Source organism: Corynebacterium uterequi, assembly GCF_001021065.1.
GTDB classification, from domain to species: Bacteria; Actinomycetota; Actinomycetes; order Mycobacteriales; family Mycobacteriaceae; genus Corynebacterium; species Corynebacterium uterequi.
In genome coordinates, this window is sequence record NZ_CP011546.1 from 523,408 (window position 1) to 542,981 (window position 19,574).

The 19,574-nt window shown below is 67.5% G+C and carries 22 protein-coding genes; 15 read left to right on the top strand and 7 right to left on the bottom strand.

The features are described from left to right. Nucleotide 1 precedes the first annotated feature (1 nt). The 6 genes from mtrA to secA all read left to right on the top strand — a co-directional run bounded on the left by mtrA (nucleotide 2) and on the right by secA (nucleotide 8,125). Nucleotides 2-688, top strand: a complete 687-nt coding sequence (mtrA, locus tag CUTER_RS02480; RefSeq protein WP_047259103.1) for an MtrAB system response regulator MtrA — start codon at nucleotides 2-4, stop codon at nucleotides 686-688. Then, nucleotides 681-2,285, top strand: a complete 1,605-nt coding sequence (mtrB, locus tag CUTER_RS02485) for an MtrAB system histidine kinase MtrB (protein ID WP_236684750.1) — start codon at nucleotides 681-683, stop codon at nucleotides 2,283-2,285. Before mtrA ends, mtrB begins: the two co-directional genes overlap by 8 nt. Continuing rightward, nucleotides 2,285-4,012: an LpqB family beta-propeller domain-containing protein gene (locus CUTER_RS02490; RefSeq protein WP_047259104.1), complete on the top strand. Its 1,728-nt coding sequence runs from the start codon at nucleotides 2,285-2,287 to the stop codon at nucleotides 4,010-4,012. Before mtrB ends, CUTER_RS02490 begins: the two co-directional genes overlap by 1 nt. A 12-nt stretch (nucleotides 4,013-4,024) precedes the next feature. After that, nucleotides 4,025-4,648 (top strand): hypothetical protein, encoded by a 624-nt coding sequence (locus CUTER_RS02495; RefSeq protein ID WP_047259105.1) that lies wholly within the window; start codon nucleotides 4,025-4,027, stop codon nucleotides 4,646-4,648. A gap of 106 nt (nucleotides 4,649-4,754) precedes the next feature. Further along, complete coding sequence (gene hpf, locus CUTER_RS02500; protein ID WP_047259106.1) at nucleotides 4,755-5,435, top strand: ribosome hibernation-promoting factor, HPF/YfiA family; 681 nt, start codon at nucleotides 4,755-4,757, stop codon at nucleotides 5,433-5,435. Between the two features lie 113 nt (nucleotides 5,436-5,548). After that, the gene (gene secA / locus CUTER_RS02505; RefSeq protein WP_047259107.1) at nucleotides 5,549-8,125 is read left to right on the top strand and encodes a preprotein translocase subunit SecA; all 2,577 of its coding nucleotides are present in this window, start codon (nucleotides 5,549-5,551) and stop codon (nucleotides 8,123-8,125) included. 9 nt (nucleotides 8,126-8,134) lie between these two features. Here the strand turns inward: secA and CUTER_RS02510 are convergent, their stop codons facing one another. Next, a complete protein-coding gene (locus tag CUTER_RS02510) occupies nucleotides 8,135-8,512 on the bottom strand; it encodes a hypothetical protein (RefSeq protein WP_047259108.1) in 378 nt (125 codons plus the stop codon). A 137-nt stretch (nucleotides 8,513-8,649) separates the two neighbouring features. Here CUTER_RS02510 and CUTER_RS02515 point away from each other — a divergent pair, with 137 nt between their 5' ends. Further along, nucleotides 8,650-9,060 carry an HAD family hydrolase gene (locus tag CUTER_RS02515; protein ID WP_047259109.1) on the top strand — a complete coding sequence of 137 codons (411 nt, stop codon included), beginning with the start codon at nucleotides 8,650-8,652 and terminating at the stop codon, nucleotides 9,058-9,060. After that, a complete protein-coding gene (locus CUTER_RS02520) occupies nucleotides 9,061-9,567 on the top strand; it encodes a DUF6912 family protein (protein ID WP_047259110.1) in 507 nt (168 codons plus the stop codon). It begins immediately after the preceding gene. Here the strand turns inward: CUTER_RS02520 and rsgA are convergent. Together rsgA and aroA are read right to left on the bottom strand one after the other, a co-directional pair. Then, nucleotides 9,564-10,595: a ribosome small subunit-dependent GTPase A gene (rsgA, locus tag CUTER_RS02525; RefSeq protein WP_236684777.1), complete on the bottom strand. Its 1,032-nt coding sequence runs from the start codon at nucleotides 10,593-10,595 to the stop codon at nucleotides 9,564-9,566. The two genes, CUTER_RS02520 and rsgA, sit on opposite strands and share 4 nt — an antisense overlap. 1 nt (nucleotide 10,596) lies before the next feature. After that, entirely contained in the window at nucleotides 10,597-11,859 is a 1,263-nt protein-coding gene (aroA, locus tag CUTER_RS02530; protein ID WP_047259112.1) for a 3-phosphoshikimate 1-carboxyvinyltransferase, read from the bottom strand. 74 nt (nucleotides 11,860-11,933) lie between these two features. Between aroA and CUTER_RS02535 the strand changes: the two genes are divergently transcribed. From CUTER_RS02535 to CUTER_RS02545, 3 genes are all read left to right on the top strand, one after another. Then, nucleotides 11,934-12,605 (top strand): SOS response-associated peptidase, encoded by a 672-nt coding sequence (locus tag CUTER_RS02535; RefSeq protein ID WP_047260527.1) that lies wholly within the window; start codon nucleotides 11,934-11,936, stop codon nucleotides 12,603-12,605. A 75-nt stretch (nucleotides 12,606-12,680) separates the two neighbouring features. After that, on the top strand, nucleotides 12,681-13,280 hold the full coding sequence (locus CUTER_RS02540; RefSeq protein ID WP_047259113.1) for a sigma-70 family RNA polymerase sigma factor: 600 nt from the start codon (nucleotides 12,681-12,683) through the stop codon (nucleotides 13,278-13,280). Between the two features lie 19 nt (nucleotides 13,281-13,299). Further along, nucleotides 13,300-13,548: a mycothiol system anti-sigma-R factor gene (locus CUTER_RS02545; protein WP_052843991.1), complete on the top strand. Its 249-nt coding sequence runs from the start codon at nucleotides 13,300-13,302 to the stop codon at nucleotides 13,546-13,548. A gap of 78 nt (nucleotides 13,549-13,626) precedes the next feature. On the opposite strand, the gene CUTER_RS12040 is transcribed toward CUTER_RS02545, so the two are convergent. Then, on the bottom strand, nucleotides 13,627-13,701 hold the full coding sequence (locus CUTER_RS12040; protein ID WP_407919175.1) for a 50S ribosomal protein bL37: 75 nt from the start codon (nucleotides 13,699-13,701) through the stop codon (nucleotides 13,627-13,629). Nucleotides 13,702-13,811: 110 nt separating this feature from the next. Continuing rightward, nucleotides 13,812-14,075, bottom strand: a complete 264-nt coding sequence (locus tag CUTER_RS02550; protein ID WP_047259114.1) for a WhiB family transcriptional regulator — start codon at nucleotides 14,073-14,075, stop codon at nucleotides 13,812-13,814. Between the two features lie 544 nt (nucleotides 14,076-14,619). Here CUTER_RS02550 and CUTER_RS02555 point away from each other — a divergent pair. Beyond that, a complete protein-coding gene (locus tag CUTER_RS02555; protein ID WP_047259115.1) occupies nucleotides 14,620-15,039 on the top strand; it encodes a hypothetical protein in 420 nt (139 codons plus the stop codon). Between the two features lie 18 nt (nucleotides 15,040-15,057). On the opposite strand, the gene CUTER_RS02560 is transcribed toward CUTER_RS02555, so the two are convergent. Then, a complete protein-coding gene (locus CUTER_RS02560) occupies nucleotides 15,058-16,317 on the bottom strand; it encodes an Rv3212 family protein (RefSeq protein WP_047259116.1) in 1,260 nt (419 codons plus the stop codon). After that, nucleotides 16,314-17,579 carry a DEAD/DEAH box helicase gene (locus CUTER_RS02565; protein WP_047259117.1) on the bottom strand — a complete coding sequence of 422 codons (1,266 nt, stop codon included), beginning with the start codon at nucleotides 17,577-17,579 and terminating at the stop codon, nucleotides 16,314-16,316. Before CUTER_RS02565 ends, CUTER_RS02560 begins: the two co-directional genes overlap by 4 nt. A 79-nt stretch (nucleotides 17,580-17,658) precedes the next feature. Between CUTER_RS02565 and CUTER_RS02570 the strand changes: the two genes are divergently transcribed. Genes CUTER_RS02570 through CUTER_RS02580 form a run of 3 tightly spaced genes read left to right on the top strand, consistent with a single transcriptional unit; the run spans nucleotide 17,659 to nucleotide 19,572 of the window. Further along, nucleotides 17,659-17,883, top strand: coding sequence for a DUF3107 domain-containing protein (locus CUTER_RS02570; RefSeq protein ID WP_047259118.1), 225 nt, complete (start codon nucleotides 17,659-17,661; stop codon nucleotides 17,881-17,883). A gap of 10 nt (nucleotides 17,884-17,893) precedes the next feature. Further along, nucleotides 17,894-18,811: a DUF3152 domain-containing protein gene (locus CUTER_RS02575; RefSeq protein WP_082121234.1), complete on the top strand. Its 918-nt coding sequence runs from the start codon at nucleotides 17,894-17,896 to the stop codon at nucleotides 18,809-18,811. Beyond that, a complete protein-coding gene (locus CUTER_RS02580) occupies nucleotides 18,808-19,572 on the top strand; it encodes a hypothetical protein (RefSeq protein ID WP_052843992.1) in 765 nt (254 codons plus the stop codon). The genes CUTER_RS02575 and CUTER_RS02580 overlap by 4 nt, the downstream gene beginning before the upstream one ends. The last annotated feature ends 2 nt before the right edge of the window (nucleotides 19,573-19,574 follow it).

Below are 19,574 nucleotides of genomic sequence, written 5' to 3' on the forward strand. Positions count from 1 at the left end.
CATGGGCGCAAAGATCCTCGTTGTTGACGACGACCCCGGCATTTCCGAGATGCTAACCATCGTGTTGGAAGCCGAAGGCTTCTCACCCGTCCCGGTCACCGACGGCAACGAGGCCGTACCCGCCTTCCGGGAACACAACCCGGACCTCATCCTCCTCGACCTCATGCTGCCGGGCGTCAACGGCGTCGACATCTGCAAGATGATCCGGCACGAGTCCTCGGTGCCCATCATCATGCTCACCGCCAAGACCGACACGGTGGACGTGGTCCTCGGCCTGGAGTCGGGCGCCGATGACTACATGACCAAGCCGTTCAAGCCGAAGGAACTCATCGCCCGCATCCGGGCGCGGCTGCGCCGGCTGGAAGGCGAGGAGGAGCCCGAGATCATCGAGGTCGGTGACCTGCGCATCGACGTGCCCGCGCACACCGTCAAGCGCGGGCACCAGGAGATCTCGCTCACCCCGCTGGAGTTTGACCTGCTGCTGCAGCTCGCGAGCAAGCCGGGGCAGGTGTTCTCCCGCGAGGAGCTGCTCGAAGCCGTGTGGGGCTACCGGCACGCCTCGGACACCCGGCTGGTCAACGTCCACGTCCAGCGTCTGCGCGCGAAGATCGAGCAGGATCCGGATCAGCCGAAGATTGTCCTGACCGTCCGCGGCGTCGGCTACAAGACCGGAAAGGCCGATGCCTAGCGGCCCTTGGCGGCGCCGCGCCGCAGAGTTCGGCGGTGTCCTCAACTCGCTTCTGCGCCGGATCCAGGACTCCTGGCGGACCTCCATGCAGGTCCGGGTGGTCGGCTCCATCACCGCCGCCACGGCGCTGGTCATGGTCCTGCTCGGCTTCGGGCTGGCCGTCATCTTCGGACAGTCCATGTTTCAGACGCGCATCGACATGGCCAACAATGAGATCGACCGGGCACGCATCGTCATCGAGGAGCGCATCGAGGCCACCGCCTCCAGCGGCTCCATCCAAACGCAGCTCGACGCCGCCCGCGCCGCCCTGGCCCAGGAGCTGCAGACCGGCCGCAACAACAGTGGGCTCTACGACGCGGTGCTCGTCGTGCCCGACCATGACGGGGCGACGGTGTCCTCCCCGGAGGGCTACCACGTGCCGCGGCCGCTGACGGACATGGTGGCCTCCGGGGTGGTGGCCTATCAGTTCATCGATACCGAGCGCGCCGACGGCACCACCTTCGCCTCCCTCCACATCGGCACCCCCACCGCCACGGAGATCCCCGGGTTGCAGCTGTACCTCGTCATGTCGCTGGACGCCGAGGCGCAGACCATGCAAACCGTGGACACCATGCTGGCCTTCGCCGCCTGTGTCATGGTGGCGCTGCTGGGTTCGATCATGTGGTTTATGACCATCCAGATCACCGGCCCGGTGCGCGCCGCCGCCCTCGTGGCGCAGCGCCTGGCCGCTGGCCACTTGCGCGAGCGGATGGAGATCCGCGGCGAGGACGAGATGGCGCGCCTGGCCTTGAGCTTCAATGACATGGCGGACAAACTGTCCACCCAGATCGAGCAGCTGGAGGAGTACGGCGAGCTGCAGCACCAGTTCACCTCCGCGGTGTCACACGAGCTGCGCACCCCCTTGACGTCGATGCGCATGGCCGCCGAAATCCTGGCCGACGAATCCGACGACCTCTCAGCGGCGGGCAAGGTGGCGTCGAAGCGCATGCTGCAGGACCTTGACAGCTTCGAGTCGCTGCTCATCGACCTGCTGGAGATCGCCCGCTTCGACGAGCAGCGCGCCGTCCTCAACGATGAACAGACGGATCTGTCGCAGTGCGTGCGCACGGCGTGGACCCAGTCGCGAACCTTGGCGGCCAACCTGGGAGTGGAGGTGCTCTTTGACCTGCCGGAGGAGCCGGTGTGGTTCAGCGGTGAAGCCACCCGCGTGGAGCGCGTGATCCGCAATCTCGTCAACAACGCCATCGACCACTCGGAAGGCAACCCGGTCACCATCGCCGTGGCGGGCAATGACACCTCCGTGGCGGTGACGGTCACTGACCACGGCGTCGGGCTCAAGGCCGGGGCGGAGGAGTTGGTTTTTGACCGCTTCTGGCGCGCCGACCCCTCGCGCACCCGACACTCCGGCGGCACCGGCCTGGGCCTGGCCATCGCCCTGGAAGACGCCCGCCTGCACGGCGGCACCCTGGAGGTGGCCAGTACCTTCGGGGTGGGCTCGCAGTTCCGCCTGGTGCTGCCGCGCACCCCCAACGCCAAGATCCACACCCCGGCGCTGCCGCTGGCCGCCCCCGAACCCCTTAAGGAGGACACCCCGTGATGCCCGCTCGTCGCCGCGTGCTGCTGCCCGCCGTGTTGACGCTGTCCGCGGTGGGGCTGACCGCCTGCGTGACGGTGCCCACTAACCAGTCGGCGCCGGTGCCGCTGCGCACTTTCGACGCGGCGACGCCGACAGCGCCGACCGCCGGCCCCGCCGCCGGCGCCGACCCGGCGGACATCGTCAAGGGCTTCTACGCGGCGGCCGCGAACCCGGCGGGCAACCACGCCGAGGCCCGGACCTATCTCGCGTCCTCGGTGGCTGAGTCGTGGCGCGCGAGCACACCGACGACCATCGTCGAGCGGATGACCTACACCACGGAGGTGGGCAGCGACTCGGAGATCAGCATCACCGCCACCGGCACCGCGGTGGGCGAGTTGGCGGTCAATGGCGCCTACCACCCGATGTACGAGGCCTACGAGGCCACCTTGGAGCTGGTTCGAGAGCACGGCGAGTGGCGGGTCGCCGCCCTGCCCGATGAGGTGGCCATCGAGCAGACTGAACTGCGCAACCGCTACCAGCCGCACGAGTTGTACTTCTACGACCAGTCCGGCCGCCGCCTCGTGGCGGATCGTCGGTGGGTGTACACGGAGAACCGGGACGTGGACGAAAAGCTCATGAGTATGCTCGTCGGCGGCCCGGCGGCCGGCATCAGCGCGGCCGTGGTTCCCGCCGCGCCGGACCCGGCGGTGTTTGTCGGCCGCCGCAGCGGGGAGTACCTCTTCGAGGGCTTCGGGGCCCTCGACGAGGCATCGGTGCGCGCCTTCGCCGCCCAGGTCGTGTGGACCCTGTCCGCGGCCAACGTCCAGGCCCCCTACCACATCACCATCGACGGGGTGCCGATCACCACGAACGGGGCGGGGCTGACCACCGATGATTTCGTCGACTACAACCCCCGGCTGGCCAACACCCGCAACGCCCGGCTGTTTGTCCTCGCCGGCGGGCAGATCCTCGGCCTCGATGAGAATTCCACTGAGGCGCTGCCCGGGCAGATCGGTGGTATGACGACGCTGGCGTCCGCCGATGTCTCCTCCACCGGCGACCTGGTGGCCGTCGACGGCCAGCCGGGTGCGCAGCGCCTGCTCATGGGCACCGAGGCCGGCCCGGCCGAGGAGATCGAGGCCGCCGAGACCTTCACTGCCCCCAGCTTCGTGTTTTCCGGTGGGCCGGCGTGGACCGTCGCCGACGGTCGCCGCATTATGCGCCTGACTCGTTCCTCCGCGACGGGAAAGATCGTCGTCAACGAGGCCGACGGCCGCGGCATCCCGCTCATCAACGACCCGGGCTCCACCGCCCAGATCGAGGAGTTTCGGATCTCCCCGAGCGGGGCGCGAGTCGCGATGCTCATCGACAATCGCCTGTTCATCGGCGTCATCGGCCAGCTGGAGTCCGGCAACCTGGCGGTCGTCGACGTCTATGAGGCGGCCCACGAGCTGGGCGGGCATATCGACACCCTGGACTGGCTGCCGTCGAACCAGGTGCTGCTCGGCACCTCCCTGCCGGCCCAGCCGGTGTGGCAGGTGGAGATGGACGGCTCGGCGAAATTCGCCTTGTCGACGAACAACATCGCCGCGCCAGTCACGGAGGTGGCTGCGAGCTCGACGTCCATCTTCGCCACCGGCGGCGACCGCCTGCGCAGCATCCCCCGCAACGAGGCCACCGGTAACGGTCTGTGGGTTGAGGTCGACCAGACCCGGGGTTTGCGCGCCGAGCCGATCGTGGCCAACTAGGGCGCGGATGCCATGTGGCGGGCGGTCGGGGAGCTGCTGCTACCCCGCGCCTGCGCCGGCTGCGGTCGGCCGGGGTCGGTACTGTGCGACGCCTGCCGATGGCAGCTGCGCCGCCCTCCGCGCCTGGTGGGCGCCACGCGCGTCGACGTCGGGGTGCCGGTCTACGCCCTGGGCCCCTACGGCGGCGCGCACCGCGGGGTCATCCTCGCGGCGAAGGAGCGCACTAATCTGGCGGTGCGCGACTACGTCGGCGCGGTGATCGGCGCGGCGGTGGCGCACCTGCGCGCGGCCGGCGAGATCAGTTACGACGCGGTGTTGGTTCCGGCGCCGACGCGGCCGCGTTCCCGGCGCACGCGCGGCGGGGACCCGGTGGCGCACTATTGCCGGGCATCCGGGGTGAGAAGCGTCGAGCTGGTGGAGCTGGCGAATGCGATGCCAGACCAGGCGACGCTCGGCGCGGCGGACAGAGTGGACAACGTGGCCGGCCATATCCGACTGCGTCGATTACCCCCGGGGGTGCCACTGGTTCTAGTCGACGATGTACTGACAACGGGTGCCACTCTGGCTGCTACCACCACTACCCTGCAGCGTAGCGGCGCTAATGTCCAGGCCGCCCTCGTTGTGGCGCGCGCCTAACCCCGGCCCGCCGGTCATTCTTGGTTATGACCAGATGTAGAATAGGTGTCACACCGTCACCGTTGTTGGTGGCGACCGACTAGCACCGGAAAGGGGAGTACCGCAGATGACTACTGCCGATACGAACGACACGCTCCGACCCGAGTCCCAGGTGACCATCACCGGCCGCAACGTCGAAGTGCCCGAGCACTTCGCGGAGCGGGTGAACACCAAGTTGGCGAAGATCGAGAAGCTGGACCCCACCCTCACCTTCTTCCACGTCGAACTGCAGCACGAAAATAACCCCTCGCGGGGTGACCGGAAGGATCGGCTGCAGATCACCGCGACGGGCAAGGGCCACGTGGCCCGCGCCGAGGCGAAGGAGGACAGCTTCTACGCCGCCCTGGAAGTCGCGCTGGGCAAGATGGAGCGCTCCCTGCGCAAGGTCAAGGTCCGCCGCGAGATTTCCCGCTCCGGGCACCGCGCCCCCAAGGGAACCGGCGAGTTGGCCGTCGAGCTGCAGGGTGCGCAGGCGCCGAAGCCGCAGGAGGAAGCGCCGGTCGGCCAGTACGACGTTGACCCCTACGAGGGCACCGTCGACGAGATCCTGCCGGGCCAGATCGTGCGCCGCAAGGAGCACGTCGCCCGCCCGATGAGCGTGGACGACGCGCTCAGCGAGATGGAGCTGGTGGGCCACGATTTCTACCTCTTCATCGACCAGGACACCCAGCGTCCCTCGGTGGTGTACCGCCGCCACGCGTACGACTACGGTCTCATCTCGCTCACGGACGAGTCCCCTGTGAGCTAACTGTGTGAATCCACGCACCGCCGGCCTGACACGGTCGGCGGTGTTTTGCTACGCGTACACTGACGTATCTGAAGGTTTTTCCATTATCTCTGCAACGAAAAGGACGAACGACTGTGTTTGGACTCTCCAAGCTGCTGCGCGCGGGCGAAGGACGCACCGTTAAGCGTTTCGAGAAGATGGCCCAGCAGGTGCTCGATCTCGACGACGAATACGCGGCTTTGTCCGACGCCGAACTCAAGGCCAAGACCGACGAGTTTAAGAAGCGCCTCAGCGAGGGGGAGACCCTCAACGACATTCTCCTCGACGCCTTCGCGACGGCCCGCGAGGCGGCATGGCGAGTGCTGGGACAAAAGCATTACCTCGTGCAAGTGATGGGCGGCGCGGCGCTGCACTTCGGTTACGTCGCCGAGATGAAGACCGGCGAGGGCAAGACGCTGACCTCGATCCTGCCGGCCTATCTCAACGCCTTAGAGGGCAAGGGCGTGCACATCGTCACCGTCAACGACTACCTGGCCAAGCGTGACGCCGACATGATGGGCCGTGTGCACCGCTGGCTGGGCCTGAGCGTGGCCGTCATCAACTCCGAGCTGCGCGGCCCGGAGAAGAAGCGGGCGTACGCCGCGGACATCACCTACGGCACGAATAACGAGTTCGGCTTCGATTACCTGCGCGACAACATGGCCCGCAACCTCTCCGATCTCACCCAGCGCGGCCACCACTACGCCATCGTCGACGAGGTGGACTCCATCCTCATCGACGAGGCCCGCACCCCGCTCATCATCTCCGGGCAGGTCGACGGATCCTCGCAGTTCTACTCGGTCTTCGCGCAGCTCGCCCCGCGGATGCGGCCCGACATCCACTACGAAGTGGATCAACGCAAACGCACCGTCGGCGTGCTCGAAGATGGCGTGGCCTTCGTCGAGGACCAGCTGGGCATCGACAACCTCTACGCGCCGGAGCACTCGCAGCTGGTGGGCTATCTCAACAACGCGCTGAAGGCGAAGGAACTCTTCGAACGCGACAAGGATTACATCGTCCGCGACGGAGAGGTACACATCGTCGACGCCTTCACCGGCCGTATCCTCAAGGGTCGCCGCTACAACGAGGGCATGCACCAGGCCATCGAGGCCAAGGAGCAGGTGGAGATCAAGAACGAAAACCAGACCCTGGCGACGGTCACCCTGCAGAACTACTTCCGCATGTACGACAAGCTTGCGGGCATGACCGGCACCGCCGAGACCGAGGCCGCGGAGCTGAACTCCATCTACGGCTTGGACGTGGTGGCCATCCCCACCAATAAGCCCAACATCCGGCAGGACCACTCGGACGTCATCTACAAGACCCAGGAGGCGAAGTTCGCCGCGGTGGTCGATGACATCGTTGAGCACGTGGATAACGGCCAGCCAGTGCTCGTCGGTACCACGTCGGTGGAGCGTTCCGAATACCTCTCCGACCTGCTCAAGAAGCGCGGCGTGGACCATAAGGTTCTTAACGCGAAGTACCACGAGGAGGAGGGCCGCATCGTCGCCTCCGCCGGCCTGCCGGGGGCGGTCACCGTGGCTACCAACATGGCCGGCCGCGGCACGGACATCGTGCTCGGCGGCAACCCCGAGGTGCTGCTCGACGCGCGCCTGCAGGAACGCGGCCTCGACCCGGTGGAGGACGAGGAGCGCTACCAGCAGGCGTGGGACGAAGAGCTGCCGAAGGCGAAGCAGCGCTCCAAGAAGCTCGGCGACCAGGCCCGCGAGGCCGGTGGCCTCTACGTGCTGGGCACGGAACGTCACGAGTCGCGCCGCATCGATAACCAGCTGCGGGGCCGCTCCGGGCGTCAGGGCGACCCCGGCGAGACCCGCTTCTACCTGTCGATGCGCGACGACCTCATGGTGCGCTTCCGCGGCGCGGCCATGGAGCAGATGATGAACCGGCTCAATGTGCCGGACGACGTCCCCATCGAGTCGAAGATGGTGTCCGGCTCCATCAAGGGCGCGCAGTCCCAGGTGGAGGGCCAGAACTTCGAGATGCGCAAGAACGTGCTCAAGTACGACGAGGTCCTCAACGAGCAGCGCAAGGTGGTGTACTCGGAGCGTCGGTCCATTCTCGGCGCCGCAGACATCAAGGACAACATCCAGCAGATGATCGACCACACCCTCGACGCGTACGTCGACGGCGCCACCGCCGAAGGCTACGTGGAGGACTGGGACCTCGACACCCTGTGGAATGCCCTCGACCAGCTCTACGGGCCCAGCTTCGGCTACCAGGAGCTCATCGACGGCTCCGAGTATGGCGCTGCCGGCGAGCTCAGCGCCGCTCAGCTCGCGCAGGCACTTAAGGACGACGCGCACCGCGCCTACGAGGACCTGGAGTCCAGCGTGGCCGCGGTCGGCGGCGAGGAGCAGATGCGCACCATCGAGCGGCAGGTGATCCTGCCGATCATCGACCAGAAGTGGCGCGAGCACCTCTACGAGATGGACTACCTCAAGGAAGGCATCGGCCTGCGCGCGATGGCGCAGCGAGACCCGCTGGTCGAGTACCAGAAGGAGGGCGGGGACCTATTCAACGCGATGAACGACGCCGTGAAGGAAGAGACCGTCCGCCAGCTGTTCCTGCTGCGCAAGCAGTTCCTCAACCGCGCGCAGCCGGCGGTGCCGACGACGGCCGCCCCGCCGACGAATCCGACCACGTCGGCCTAAGCGCCGCGGCTAGAGGATCCGAAACGCCGTGAGCCCGCGGGGCTCGATCGCCCCCGTGAAGGCGATCACCCGGCGTTGACAATGGGCGGTGCCGTAGATCTCCGTGCCGTCGATGTGGAAGGTCGCGACCCGCACCGGTCCGCGCGCGGTGCCGCAGCGGCGGTGCGCGGCTGCCTGCGCCCGGACGGGGCCGGCGATGTCCGCCCGGCGCAGGTGTTCGAGGGGCCGGATGCCGCAGGAGGCGTCCAGGACTAGGGCCACGAGCATCCGGGCGTGTCGGTGATCGGCGGCCGGCAGGCCGGCCGCGGATTCGGCGGGTGCGGGCGGGGTAGGTGGGTCGGGGTAGAAGATTTTGAGGTGCGTGGTGCCGGGCATCGGCATGAGCATGACGAAGGCTCCCTACTGGTGACGCGTCAGGGGCATGCGAGCACGTGGGGGCTAGGTATCATTGTGGCACATCGACGGCCGAGCCGCCGCCGAAGCCAGTCACCCCAAGGCGAAGAAAGTTAGGCAACAGGAAACACATGCGTGGATTGATTGTGGATTACGTGGGCGTGCTCGACGCGCCGGAGGAAGATCAGCCCCGGTGGCGAAAGCTCTTCGCCGCGGTGAAGGAGCAGGACGTCGCCATCGGCATCCTGTCCAATGACCCCGGCGGCCCCGAGGCAGAGCCCATCCGCGAGTGGGAGTACCGCGGCATCGTCGACGCGGTGATTCTCTCTGGCGAGGTGGGGGCGGAGAAGCCGTCTCGGGAGGCGTTTCGCGCCGCGGCCGACGCCCTCGACGTACCGTTGAGTGATTGCGTCATGGTCGATGACAACATCTATAACGTCCGGGGCGCGGTCGAAGCCGGCATGATCGGCATGCTGCACACCGCGTTCGATCGCACCACGGTGGAGGTCCAGTCCGTGTTCAACATCGAGGGCGAGTTCTAGATGCGCGTGTACCTGCCGGCCACCTTCGCCACGCTCGTCGAGCTGCGAGACACCGGGGCGTTCCACGCCCGCAGCGGTTGGGCGTTTGCCGTGACCCCGGCGCTGCAGGAGGCGTACACCTCCGGCGAGCAGGAGGAATTCGAGGAGATCGCGTTCGACGACGCCGCGGAGGCCTCCCTGCGCCTGCTCGCCATCGGAGACGAGGAGACCTTCCCGCACCGTCGGGTCGTGGTGTCCGCGGACGTCGACGACGCGGTCGCCACGCCGGCGCCGGACATGGTGGAGTCCGTCGTGTCACTCAACCCGGCCCAGATCCGCCTGGAGCAGGTCGCGGCGGTCCACGTGGACGTCGCCGAGGCGGAAGACGCCACCCGCCGGGCCGTGGCGGTCATCGACGCCGCCGACTTGGGCGATGCCGACGCCGAGCTGATCGTCGGCGACGCCCAGGACAACTACATGGCGTTTTATGACCCGTCGGAGCTGCCCTTCTTGGTGGAGCTGCTCTAAGGCTTGTCCATTTCCCACTCGTTGTTGGAGCGCAGCGCAGCCAGCAGCGAGCGGACGGCGACGACGCGCCGACCAGTCGCGGAATCCGGGTCGAGGGCGTCGAGCGCGCATTCCGGGTCGGCCGGGGGGCCGGCGTGGGAGCAGCCGCGCGGGCAGTCCTCGATGGCGGCGGCCAGGTCGTCGAAGACGCCAAGGACCGTGTCGGCGTCGACGTGAGCGAGGCCGAAGGAACGGATGCCGGGGGTGTCGATGATCCAGCCCGTGTGCGGCTCCGGCAGGCGCAGCGCCACCGACTGGGTGGAGGTGTGGCGGCCCTTGCCTACCCCGGAGACGGCGCCGGTGGTGCGGGCGGCGTCCGGCACCAGCCTATTGACGAGGGTGGACTTGCCGACCCCGGAGTGTCCGATGAGCGCGGTGACGTGGCCGTCGACGAGCTGGGCGACGGCGTCGAGGCTGTCGGCCACACCAGCGGTGACCACGGTGACCTCAAGGTCAGCGAATTCCTCGGCGAAGGCGGTGGGGTCGGCGAGGTCCGACTTGGTCAGGCAGAGAATGGGCCGGATGTTGCCCACGAAGGCGGCGATGAGGGCTCGCTCGACGAAACCGGCCCGCGGCGGGGGATCGGCGACGGCGGACACGATGAGCAGCTGGTCGGCATTGGCGACGACGATGCGTTCGTAGGGGTCGGTGTCGTCCGCGGTGCGGCGCAGCACGCTCGTGCGCTCGGCGAGCTTGACGATGCGGGCCAGCGTGCCCTCTCGCCCGGAGGTGTCGCCGACCACGCCGACGCGGTCCCCGACCTCGATAGCCGTGCGGCCAAGTTCGCGGGCGCGCATACACACGACGGGGTCCTCGCGGCCGTCGATGACAACTCCCCACCGCCCGCGGTCCTTGGTGACCACCATGCCGAACTCGGCGTCGGCGTGGCGCGGCCGGTCCTTGGTGCGCGGCCGGGAACCTTTGCCGGGGCGGATCTTGACGTCGGACTCGTCGTAGTAGCGACGGCGAGCCCCGCGGCCGGCGTTCACCCTAGCCACGCAGCATCGCATCCCACAGTTGCGCGAAGCCGGGCAAGGTCTTGGCCGTGGTGTCGATGTCGTCCACCTCGACGCCGTCGACCACCAGCCCGATGATGGCGCCGGCGGTGGCCATCCGGTGATCGGCGTAGGAGCGCCACGCGCCGCCGTGCAGCGGCGCCGGGTCGATGGCCAGCCCGTCGTCGAGCTGCGTCACCCGCCCGCCGAGGGCGCCGAGGTCCGCGGCGAGCGCGCCGAGCCGGTCCGTCTCGTGCCCGCGCAGATGCGCGATGCCGGTGAGTCGGGAGGGGCTGGCGGCGACGGCAGCGAGCGCGGCGACGGTGGGGGTCAACTCCCCGATGGCGGACATGTCGAGCTCCACCCCGCGCAGCGTGCCACGGGCGGGGCCGGTGACGCTGAGAGTGCCCTCGACCAGGCGGACGTCGCAGCCCATCGCGGTGAGGATGCCGCGAATAGCGTCGCCGGGCTGGGTGGTGTGCGCCGGCCAACCCGGCACGCTGACCTGCCCGCCGGTGACCGCCGCGGCGGCGAGGAACGGGGTGGCGTTCGACAGGTCGGGCTCGATGACCCAGTCCCGGCCGGCGATTGGGCCCGGGGTGACGCTCCACGCGCCGTCGGTCGCCTCGACGCGGACCCCCGCCTCGGCGAGCATCTCGACGGTCATTGCGATGTGCGGCAGGCTCGGCAGGCTATCGCCGGTGTGGCGGATCGTGAGACCGTGGGCGTAGCGCGCGCCGGAGAGCAACAGCCCGGAGACGAACTGGGAGGAGCCGGAGGCGTCGACGGCCACCTCGCCGCCGTCGACGGCACCGTCGCCGTGGACCGTGAAGGGCAGCGCGTCGCCGCTGACCCGCACTCCGGCCTGGCGCAGCCCGTCGAGGATGGCGGCCATGGGCCGGACGCGGGCCTGCTCGTCACCGTCGAAGAAGACATCACCGACGGCGAGGGCGGCCACGGGCGGGACGAAGCGCATGACGGTGCCGGCCAATCCGCAGTCGATGCGGGCGCCGGTGAGCGTGGCGGAGGGGGTGACCCGGACAGTGGCCCCGTCGACGTCGATGGTCGTGCCCAGGCCGCGCAGGGCGTCGACCATGAGGCGGGTGTCTCGGGAGACGAGCGCTCCGGTGATCGTCGAGGGGCCGTCCGCCAGGGCGGCGAGGATCAGCGCACGGTTGGTGATGGACTTCGAGCCCGGCACCACGCAGCGCGCGCGGACTGGCCGGGGGGCGAAGGGGGCGGGCCACAGCGTCGTCATAGTGGTCCATAATAGACAGCCCCTTATCGGCCTCTGCTTGGCCGGCAGGCCTCGGATGCGGCAGCATGGAGCCCATGTGCGGCCGTTTCGTCTTGTTCACCACGGGGGAGTCTTTGCTGGAGCGGGTCGAGGAGCTGCCCGGAGTAGGCGAGGTCCGCGCCCCGGACGCCACCCCGCCGCCGCGTTATAACATCGCGCCGACGATGCCGGTGGCGCTCGTGCGCGTAGGCGGCGAGCGCGCCCAGCTCGACGCCGCCCGGTGGGCCCTTGTGCCATCGTGGAAGTCGGACGCGTCCGGGCCGCCGCTGTTCAATGCGCGGGCGGAAACCGTGCGGGAGAAGCCGTCGTTTCGGGCGGCCTTCGCCCGTCGACGAGGCGTCATCGTCATGGATGGCTACTACGAGTGGCACGTCGGCGATGACGGCGCCAAGCAGCCATATTTTGTCCACCTGCCGGACGGGGAGCTGTTGTGGGCGGCGGCGTTGTGGGACACCGGCGGCGGCCGGCTGTCGTGCACGATGGTGACCACGGAGTCGAGCGACCCGCTGCGATGGCTGCACCACCGCATGCCGAGGCTGCTCGCGCCGGGCGAGGTTCGTCGCTGGTGCGAGGGCAACGCCGACGACGCCGCGGCGTTATTGCACCCCGCACCGGCGAAGCTGCGTCAGCGGGTGCAGTGGCGCCCGGCCGACGCTGCGGTGGGGCAGGTGCGCAACGACTATCCGGAACTGATCGCGGCCCCTTAAGGGGGTTCGGGGCATTACGGGTAGGGATCCCCGCTGGCCTAGAATAAGGAGAACGTGTCAGCAACCGGAGGTCCTATGACTGATCAGAGCCCCGAGAAGCTTGGGCAGCGTTTCGAGGACGAGGCGTTGCCGCTGCTCGACCAGCTCTACGGCGGCGCCTTGCGTATGACCCGTAACCCGCAGGACGCCGAAGACCTTGTCCAAGAGACTTATCTCAAGGCCTTCAATGCCTTCGGATCCTTCAAGGAGGGCACCAACCTCAAGGCGTGGCTGTACCGCATTATGACGAATGCGTACATCAACCACTACCGCAAGAAGCAGCGCCAGCCGGTGCATACTCCGGCCGAGGAGATCACGGACTACCAGCTGTACACCACCAGTTCCCACGACTCGACGGGGTTGGAGTCCGCGGAGGTCAGGGCGCTAAAGAATCTGCCGGACACGGAGATCGCGGACGCGATGAACCAGCTCAATGACGACTACCGCATGGTGGTCTACTACGCGGACATCGAGGGGCTGGCCTACAAGGAAATCGCGGAGATCATGGATGTGCCCATCGGCACGGTGATGAGCCGGCTGCACCGGGGAAGAAAACAGCTACGCGGGTTGTTGAAGGACGTAGCTAGGGCCCAAGGCATTGGTCTGGGCCATCCGGATATGTCCGACGGTGCGTAGGTAAAGGAGCGGGTCACTCATGAGCGCGTGCGATGGCGGATGCGAGGACATGCAGCGGCTGCTGTGGGAGGTGCTCGCCCCGGGCACCCCGCGGCCTCGATGTGAGGAGCTGCGGGCGCTGATTGCTGCCTGTCCGGAGTGCGTGGAGCAGTTGGCCAGTGAGCAGGAGATCCGGTTGCTCATGCAGCGCTGTTGCGGAGAAGTTCATGCGCCGGTGTACCTCCGGGAGCGCATCACGACTCGGATCCGGATTATTCGAGGGTCGTAGGGGTCTTGTGCGCGATAAAAAATCTCCCCGCCGGGAACGTGGACGTTCCAGCGGGGAGTTTTTGCTGCTCGACGCTTGTTAGGCGTTGGGACGCTTGCCGTGGTTGGCTCCACCCTTGCGACGAGACTTGCGCTTGCGGCCACGCTTGCTCATGGTGCTCTCCTTGTTACGTAAGTTGATCAACTGGAGCCCAACTGTAGTAGCAGGGATCGCCGTGGCCCAAAATAGGGGCGCGAATGACGATCGAAGAAGCCGGTGTTGGGCTAGGCGGGGATGCGCACGCGGCTGGTGCGGGCGCGGCGGTTCGCGCGCTTGAGGGCTCGACGCTCCTCCTCGGAGAGTCCGCCCCAGACGCCGGCGTCCTGGCCGGTTTCCAGCGCCCACTTCAGGCACATGGAGGAGACGGGGCAGCGGTTGCACACCAGCTTGGCCTTGGCGATCTGGGTCAGGGCGGGGCCAGAGTTGCCGACGGGGAAGAACAGCTCCGGGTCTTCGTCGCGGCAAACAGCTTCGTGGCGCCAATCCATGGTACGTGTGTCCTTTCTTAAGTGGTGGCGCGCGGGATGTGGTCGGCGCTACCGATGGGTGCTTCGTGGGTTCTTCGATGTCATGCGCGCACCACCAAACCCGCCTCGTCAGAGGCTGCGCAGGGTAGATGCCACGACTGGGTGGGCGGCGGTGCCCCCCTGGCGACGGTGAGGTGGGTGGTTCCCAGCGCTACCGTTTACGTGGCGTTAACTTTGTGATGGTCCAAAGTTGAGGTCCGATTCAACGGGCCGTCGTTTTTGCTACCCGTGAATAATGACATGTTCGCTCAAGGTTCGCTAGGGGTAGAGCACAAAAAGTGACCAAACTCACAAAAATGAGGACCTATGCGCTACGGTTCAAGGGTGATGGCATCGCCATTGGTGCCGCGTCCGCAGCGTTCTGACCTGGCCTTATTGCCGCTATCCGGGAAGGGTTAAAACCGCCGTTAGGTCAAATCGTTACACCAGAATGTAGGTAGCAAAGGCTAACCTAACCTCCGGCTGGTCGTGAGGGTATCGAGCCAGGTGGATAGACTAAACAACCGTGACTACCTCGCCCCGCCTCGTCCCTGCCCCCCTCAAGGCGGCGGCCATCGCCGCCATCATTCAGGCCCTGTGCGCCTTCGGCTACTCCATCTATCTCATCGGCAAAGACCTCACGACGAGCTCCTCCGAGGCCGTGGTGTCCGACACCGCCGCCGCCCAATGGATCGGAACCGGCACCGCCATCTTCCTCCTCATCGCATTCGGCGCCATGTTCGCGGCGGCCGTCGCGGCCTTGCGGGGCCGAGTCTGGGGCCGTGGCCTCATCATCCTCATGCAGGCGATCCTCCTCGGCTGCGCGTGGTACATGGTCAGCGCGTCGATGTGGCCCTTGGCCATCGTCACCGCGGCGTCGGCGCTGGTGGGCATCGTTGGCACCCTCCATCCCGAATCCATGGGCTACGCCGCTGCCCAGTACTAGCCCAGTACTAGCGCTTCGCTAGCGCGGTGTTCCCAGCACCACGAGCTCACCGCCGCGGCGCTCCACCAGCACGTCCGCGGCGATCGCCACATAGACCTCGCCACTACTGGGCCGGGGTACCGTCGCAGCGTCGGTGACCTCACCGGAAACGGTGTCCACCACCGACAACCCGGTCGCGGTCGGCACCACCACGTGACCGTCGCCGGCCGGGGCGCCGGTCCCGAGGACATCCTCCACCACCAGGCTGGTGCGCAGCGTCACCGGGTCAAAGAGGTAGAGCCGGGAGCCGTCGAACCACGTCATGTGGTGCGGGAGGTCTGCGGTGGCCGGGGCGAGCGCGCGGGCCGGGTCGCTGAGCAACGGGGCGTCGGCGGCGGCGGACCGGGCCAGCTCCGCCCCGGCAAGATCGTAGGAGACGATCTCCGCTGCGCCATCGTGCGGAAGGTACACCGCCGCGGCCTTTTCGCCGACGGCGACCAGCGTCGCGTCGGGCGACGGCAGCGGGATGCTCACGTGGATCTCTGGCTTCCGGGAGTCCTCCGGGGTGACGTCTTGCAATCTCAGCTGGGTCTGCTCCGGGGCGTCGGGGCACACCTCCGTGACCGCCAGCAGCTCGGTACGGGTCAACGCCGAAGTGATGCGGCACGACGCGTGCGGCTGCATCTCCGGCTCCTGCGGCGCTTCGACGTCGCCGTACTCAACGGTGCGCACCAAATCTGAACGCCACAGCTCGACGCGCTGTTCGGAGACGGTTCCCACGCGGTCGTTCGAGCGCACGGCGGCGACGGTGTCCGGGGCAACGGCGCTGCGGGTGGCGGAATACTGCCCGGTCAGCGCGTCGAGGGAGACAACGTCGCCGCAGCCGGCCGGGCCGCGGAAGGTCACCACCACATCTGTCCACGCCTCGCCGAGGGAGCAGATCTCGCGGTCTGACCGGGCGTAGGACCACACCTGCTTACCGTCGGGCGCGAGGGCGCGCACCGCGTGGCGGTCGTGGCTGATGATGAGCCCCTGCGCCACCACGGGGCGGTACACCCCTTCCAGTTCAGCGGCGGGGGCTGTGTAGAGTTCCGTGAGGTTGTCGGGCAGAGTGGCATCCCGCGCCGCGGAGGCGGCCAACGGCGGTGGCGTCGTCGACGCCGGGGAGTGTGCCACGTCGCGCACTGGGGCGCTCAGCCAGGCGGTGGCCACGGCCGTGATTGCGACGAGTGTCAGCGCAGCGGCTGCCGCCACGTCCCCTCGCGTGCGCCGCAACACCGGGACTGCGCGTGGGCTCATCGACCCCGGCGCTTTTCCTTGATGCGGTCTCCGCCGCCGAACACAGCCCGCGGGGGACCGACCCGGTCAGCGGCGCCGGGCGGGAAGCCGATCGCTTCGCGCAGCTCGGGGGAGTTGGAGAACCACTGCGGCGGCTCGGGCAACCCCAGGGACAGTTCGTCGTTGATCGCTTGCCATTTGGGCAGCTCATCGTAGCCGACGAGGGTAACCGCCGTGCCCGACTGCCCTGCCCGGCCGGTGCGGCCGATGCGGTGGACGTAGGTCTTGGGATCGTCCGGGACCTCGTAGTTGATGACGTGGGTGACGTCGGAGACGTCGATGCCGCGAGCCGCCACGTCGGTGGCGACGAGCACCTCAATCTCCTTGGTGCGGAAGGCGTTGAGCGATTTTTCGCGGGCGGGCTGCCCCATATCGCCATGCACGGCGCCGACGGAGTGCCCCAGCTGGGCGAGGTCGCCTACGAGGCGCGCGGCGCTGCGCTTCGTGCGCACGAAGATAATGGTCCGGCCCCGGTCGGGCGCCTGGAGCGTTTTGGCGATCACCGCCACCTTGTCCATTCGGTGGGATTGGAACACCACCTGCTTCGTGGTCTCGTGGGTGCTGGCCTCGCCGGGGTCCTCGGCCCGGATGTGCACCGGCTTGGTCATGAAGGTGCGTGCGAGGATGAGGATCTCGCCCGGCATCGTCGCGGAGAAGAGCATCGTCTGGTGCTGGTGGGTCAGCGACGCCAGCAGTTTCTCGATGTCGGGCAGGAAGCCGAGGTCGAGCATCTCATCGGCCTCGTCGAGCACGAGCACAGCCACTTCGCTGAGCTTGAGATCTCCGCGGCGGCTCAAATCTAGCAGGCGCCCCGGCGTGCCGACGACGACGTCCACGCCGGCCTCAAGCGTCTCGATTTGCTCCTCGTACGGCCGGCCGCCGTAGATGGTGGTGATCCGCACCGGAGTCTGCGACGCCGCGTGGGTGAGATCGTCGGCCACCTGCACGGCCAGCTCCCGCGTTGGCACCACGACGAGGGCGCGAGGGGTGCCGTCAAGCTCAGCGATGTCGGCGTCGTCAAATACCCGGTCAATGAGCGGGATGCCGAAGCCGAGGGTCTTACCCATGCCGGTACGCGCCTGGCCGATGAGGTCCGTACCCTTCAGCGCCAGCGGTAGCGTCAGCTCCTGGATGGCGAAGGGGTGGGTGATGCCGCGTTGCGCCAGTGCGGAACAGATTTCCGCTGCAACGCCTAGTTCGGCGAAGGTATTTTGGGCAGACACAAGTTCTACTCTAGTGGGTGGCGCCTATGATGGTTCCTAACCCCTGGAGAACGAGCAACCCCACGATTGGACTGAACGTATGGATATCAAGATTGGATTTTCCGAGAACCAGCGCGAATTGGTGCTTGACTCGGGAGATGATCGCGATGAGATCGTGGCGCGTATCGGCGGCGCGTTGAAGGACGGTGAGTTCTTCCAGCTAGTCGACAACAAGGGCCGCGCCTACTTCATCAACGCGGAGGAGGTCGCCTACGTCGAGGTTGGTTCCGCTCATCGCCCCGCGGTGGGTTTCGGCGGCGCCTAGGCTGGCGAGGATGCAAAGGATCAGAAGTTTCGTCGACGAATTCGGATGGCGTGCCTACGCCATCCCGGTGCTGACGATCATCACCGTGTGGATCCTCGTTGACATCATCACGTCCCCGGACGCCTCTCTGCAGGCCACGCCGGCGCCGTCGTCGCCCGAGGCCTCGCCGACCGCGATGGTCGGCCCGGATCCCGCGACACTGTCGCCGGCCGACCTCTCTATCTTTGACCTGCCGGAGGGCGGACCCTACGCCGAATCCGGCGACGGCACGTACCGGCCCATCGGTACCCCTGGAGCCGCGGCTGGGGAAGGCCGCGAGAACATCGTCCGCTACGTCATCGAAGTGGAAAATGGGGTGGATACCACCGGTCAGGGTGGGGACGACGCGGTGGCCCGCATGATCGATTCAACGCTGCTTGATCCGCGCGGCTGGACCAACGATCCGCAGTTCCGGCTGGAGCACGTGGCGCCGGACGCGGAACGCACCTTGACCATCAGGCTGGTGAGTTCTAAGACGGTGGCCGACTTGTGTGGCACGACCATTAAGCTGGAGACGTCGTGCCGGATCGAGGACAACGTCTACCTCAACCACTCGCGGTGGGTGCGCGGCGCGGTCCCCTTCGAGGGCAATATCGGCACCTACCAGCAGTATCTCATCAACCATGAGGTGGGTCACGCGCTCGGCTATGAGCAGCACCAGCCCTGCAGCGTCGACGGCGAATTGGCGCCAATCATGATGCAGCAGACCATCAGCCTGAGCAACGACGATCTGGCGAAGATCTCACCCGGGGATGTCTACAGCGCCGACGGTAAGGTGTGCCGCTACAACGGCTGGCCGTACCCGACCGCGACGGCGCCCGCGCCGGGGGTTCCGCAAAGTGCCGCCGAAGCCGTGTCGGTCGCCCCGGTTCCGGAGACGGCCGAATGATCCCGGGACGCGTGCTCACGGCCTTCGGGGCGGCCGACGCCGACGTGGCGGCAGCCACGCCCGCCGGACCGGCCTGGGGCAACGGCGTGCGTATCGGGGACGTGGTCTACTCGGAGGCGACGGCTACCTCCCACTGGTCGGCCACACTGCGCGACAAGATGCAGGTCGACGGTCTGGCGATCGCCAAGCCGGCCCGGGCCACTGACGGACGGTTCGTCGTCGCCGGGTGGATGGCTTCTGGGTACGTCCCAGGGCGCCCGGAGATTCGCCTCGACGAAACAGTGGCGGTGGCGTTGCGCCTGGCAGACGCCTTGCATGGGGTGACCGGTCCGACCGGGGTGGAGCGCACGGACGTTTTCGCCCAGGCGGAGCTCGACGCGTGGGCGTGGGGTGATCGAGAGTTCGGTGCCATCGACGCCCCGGTGCAGGTCGGACACGCCGACCTGCTGGCAACGACGTTATACGACGGGGAAGCGTGCCCCGGCCTCAGCGACATTGTGCCCTTCGCCACCTTGCGTCCGGCGGGAGCCACGGCCGCTTTAGCTATCGCCGATGGGCTCATCGCGACGGCCGACGGTGGAGTCGACGTTGGCGTCCTCGACCGTTTCGCCCACATCCCGCGGCTGGACGAACTGGTGTTGCGCTTCGTGAAGTACCGGGAGCTGGTTAATATTGCCCACCCGCACGGCAAGCCGAATATCCGTTCGAATATTGCGGGGGTGTTGGACACACTGGTGTCGCGGCGTGCTGCCACACTATAGGG

Excerpts from the sequence above, each read along its gene's own strand:
- CUTER_RS02510 (WP_047259108.1), bottom strand. The coding sequence starts at position 8,512 with ATGCTCATGCCGATGCCCGGCACCACGCACCTCAAAATCTTCTACCCC.
- CUTER_RS02575 (WP_082121234.1), top strand. The coding sequence starts at position 17,894 with ATGCAAAGGATCAGAAGTTTCGTCGACGAATTCGGATGGCGTGCCTAC.
- CUTER_RS02560 (WP_047259116.1), bottom strand. The coding sequence starts at position 16,317 with ATGAGCCCACGCGCAGTCCCGGTGTTGCGGCGCACGCGAGGGGACGTG.
- hpf (WP_047259106.1), top strand. The coding sequence starts at position 4,755 with ATGACTACTGCCGATACGAACGACACGCTCCGACCCGAGTCCCAGGTG.
- CUTER_RS02550 (WP_047259114.1), bottom strand. The coding sequence starts at position 14,075 with ATGGATTGGCGCCACGAAGCTGTTTGCCGCGACGAAGACCCGGAGCTG.
- mtrB (WP_236684750.1), top strand. The coding sequence starts at position 681 with ATGCCTAGCGGCCCTTGGCGGCGCCGCGCCGCAGAGTTCGGCGGTGTC.
- CUTER_RS02570 (WP_047259118.1), top strand. The coding sequence starts at position 17,659 with ATGGATATCAAGATTGGATTTTCCGAGAACCAGCGCGAATTGGTGCTT.
- CUTER_RS02520 (WP_047259110.1), top strand. The coding sequence starts at position 9,061 with ATGCGCGTGTACCTGCCGGCCACCTTCGCCACGCTCGTCGAGCTGCGA.
- mtrA (WP_047259103.1), top strand. The coding sequence starts at position 2 with ATGGGCGCAAAGATCCTCGTTGTTGACGACGACCCCGGCATTTCCGAG.
- aroA (WP_047259112.1), bottom strand. The coding sequence starts at position 11,859 with ATGACGACGCTGTGGCCCGCCCCCTTCGCCCCCCGGCCAGTCCGCGCG.
- CUTER_RS02580 (WP_052843992.1), top strand. The coding sequence starts at position 18,808 with ATGATCCCGGGACGCGTGCTCACGGCCTTCGGGGCGGCCGACGCCGAC.
- CUTER_RS02540 (WP_047259113.1), top strand. The coding sequence starts at position 12,681 with ATGACTGATCAGAGCCCCGAGAAGCTTGGGCAGCGTTTCGAGGACGAG.
- CUTER_RS02535 (WP_047260527.1), top strand. The coding sequence starts at position 11,934 with ATGTGCGGCCGTTTCGTCTTGTTCACCACGGGGGAGTCTTTGCTGGAG.
- CUTER_RS02490 (WP_047259104.1), top strand. The coding sequence starts at position 2,285 with ATGCCCGCTCGTCGCCGCGTGCTGCTGCCCGCCGTGTTGACGCTGTCC.
- CUTER_RS02545 (WP_052843991.1), top strand. The coding sequence starts at position 13,300 with ATGAGCGCGTGCGATGGCGGATGCGAGGACATGCAGCGGCTGCTGTGG.
- CUTER_RS02515 (WP_047259109.1), top strand. The coding sequence starts at position 8,650 with ATGCGTGGATTGATTGTGGATTACGTGGGCGTGCTCGACGCGCCGGAG.
- CUTER_RS02495 (WP_047259105.1), top strand. The coding sequence starts at position 4,025 with ATGTGGCGGGCGGTCGGGGAGCTGCTGCTACCCCGCGCCTGCGCCGGC.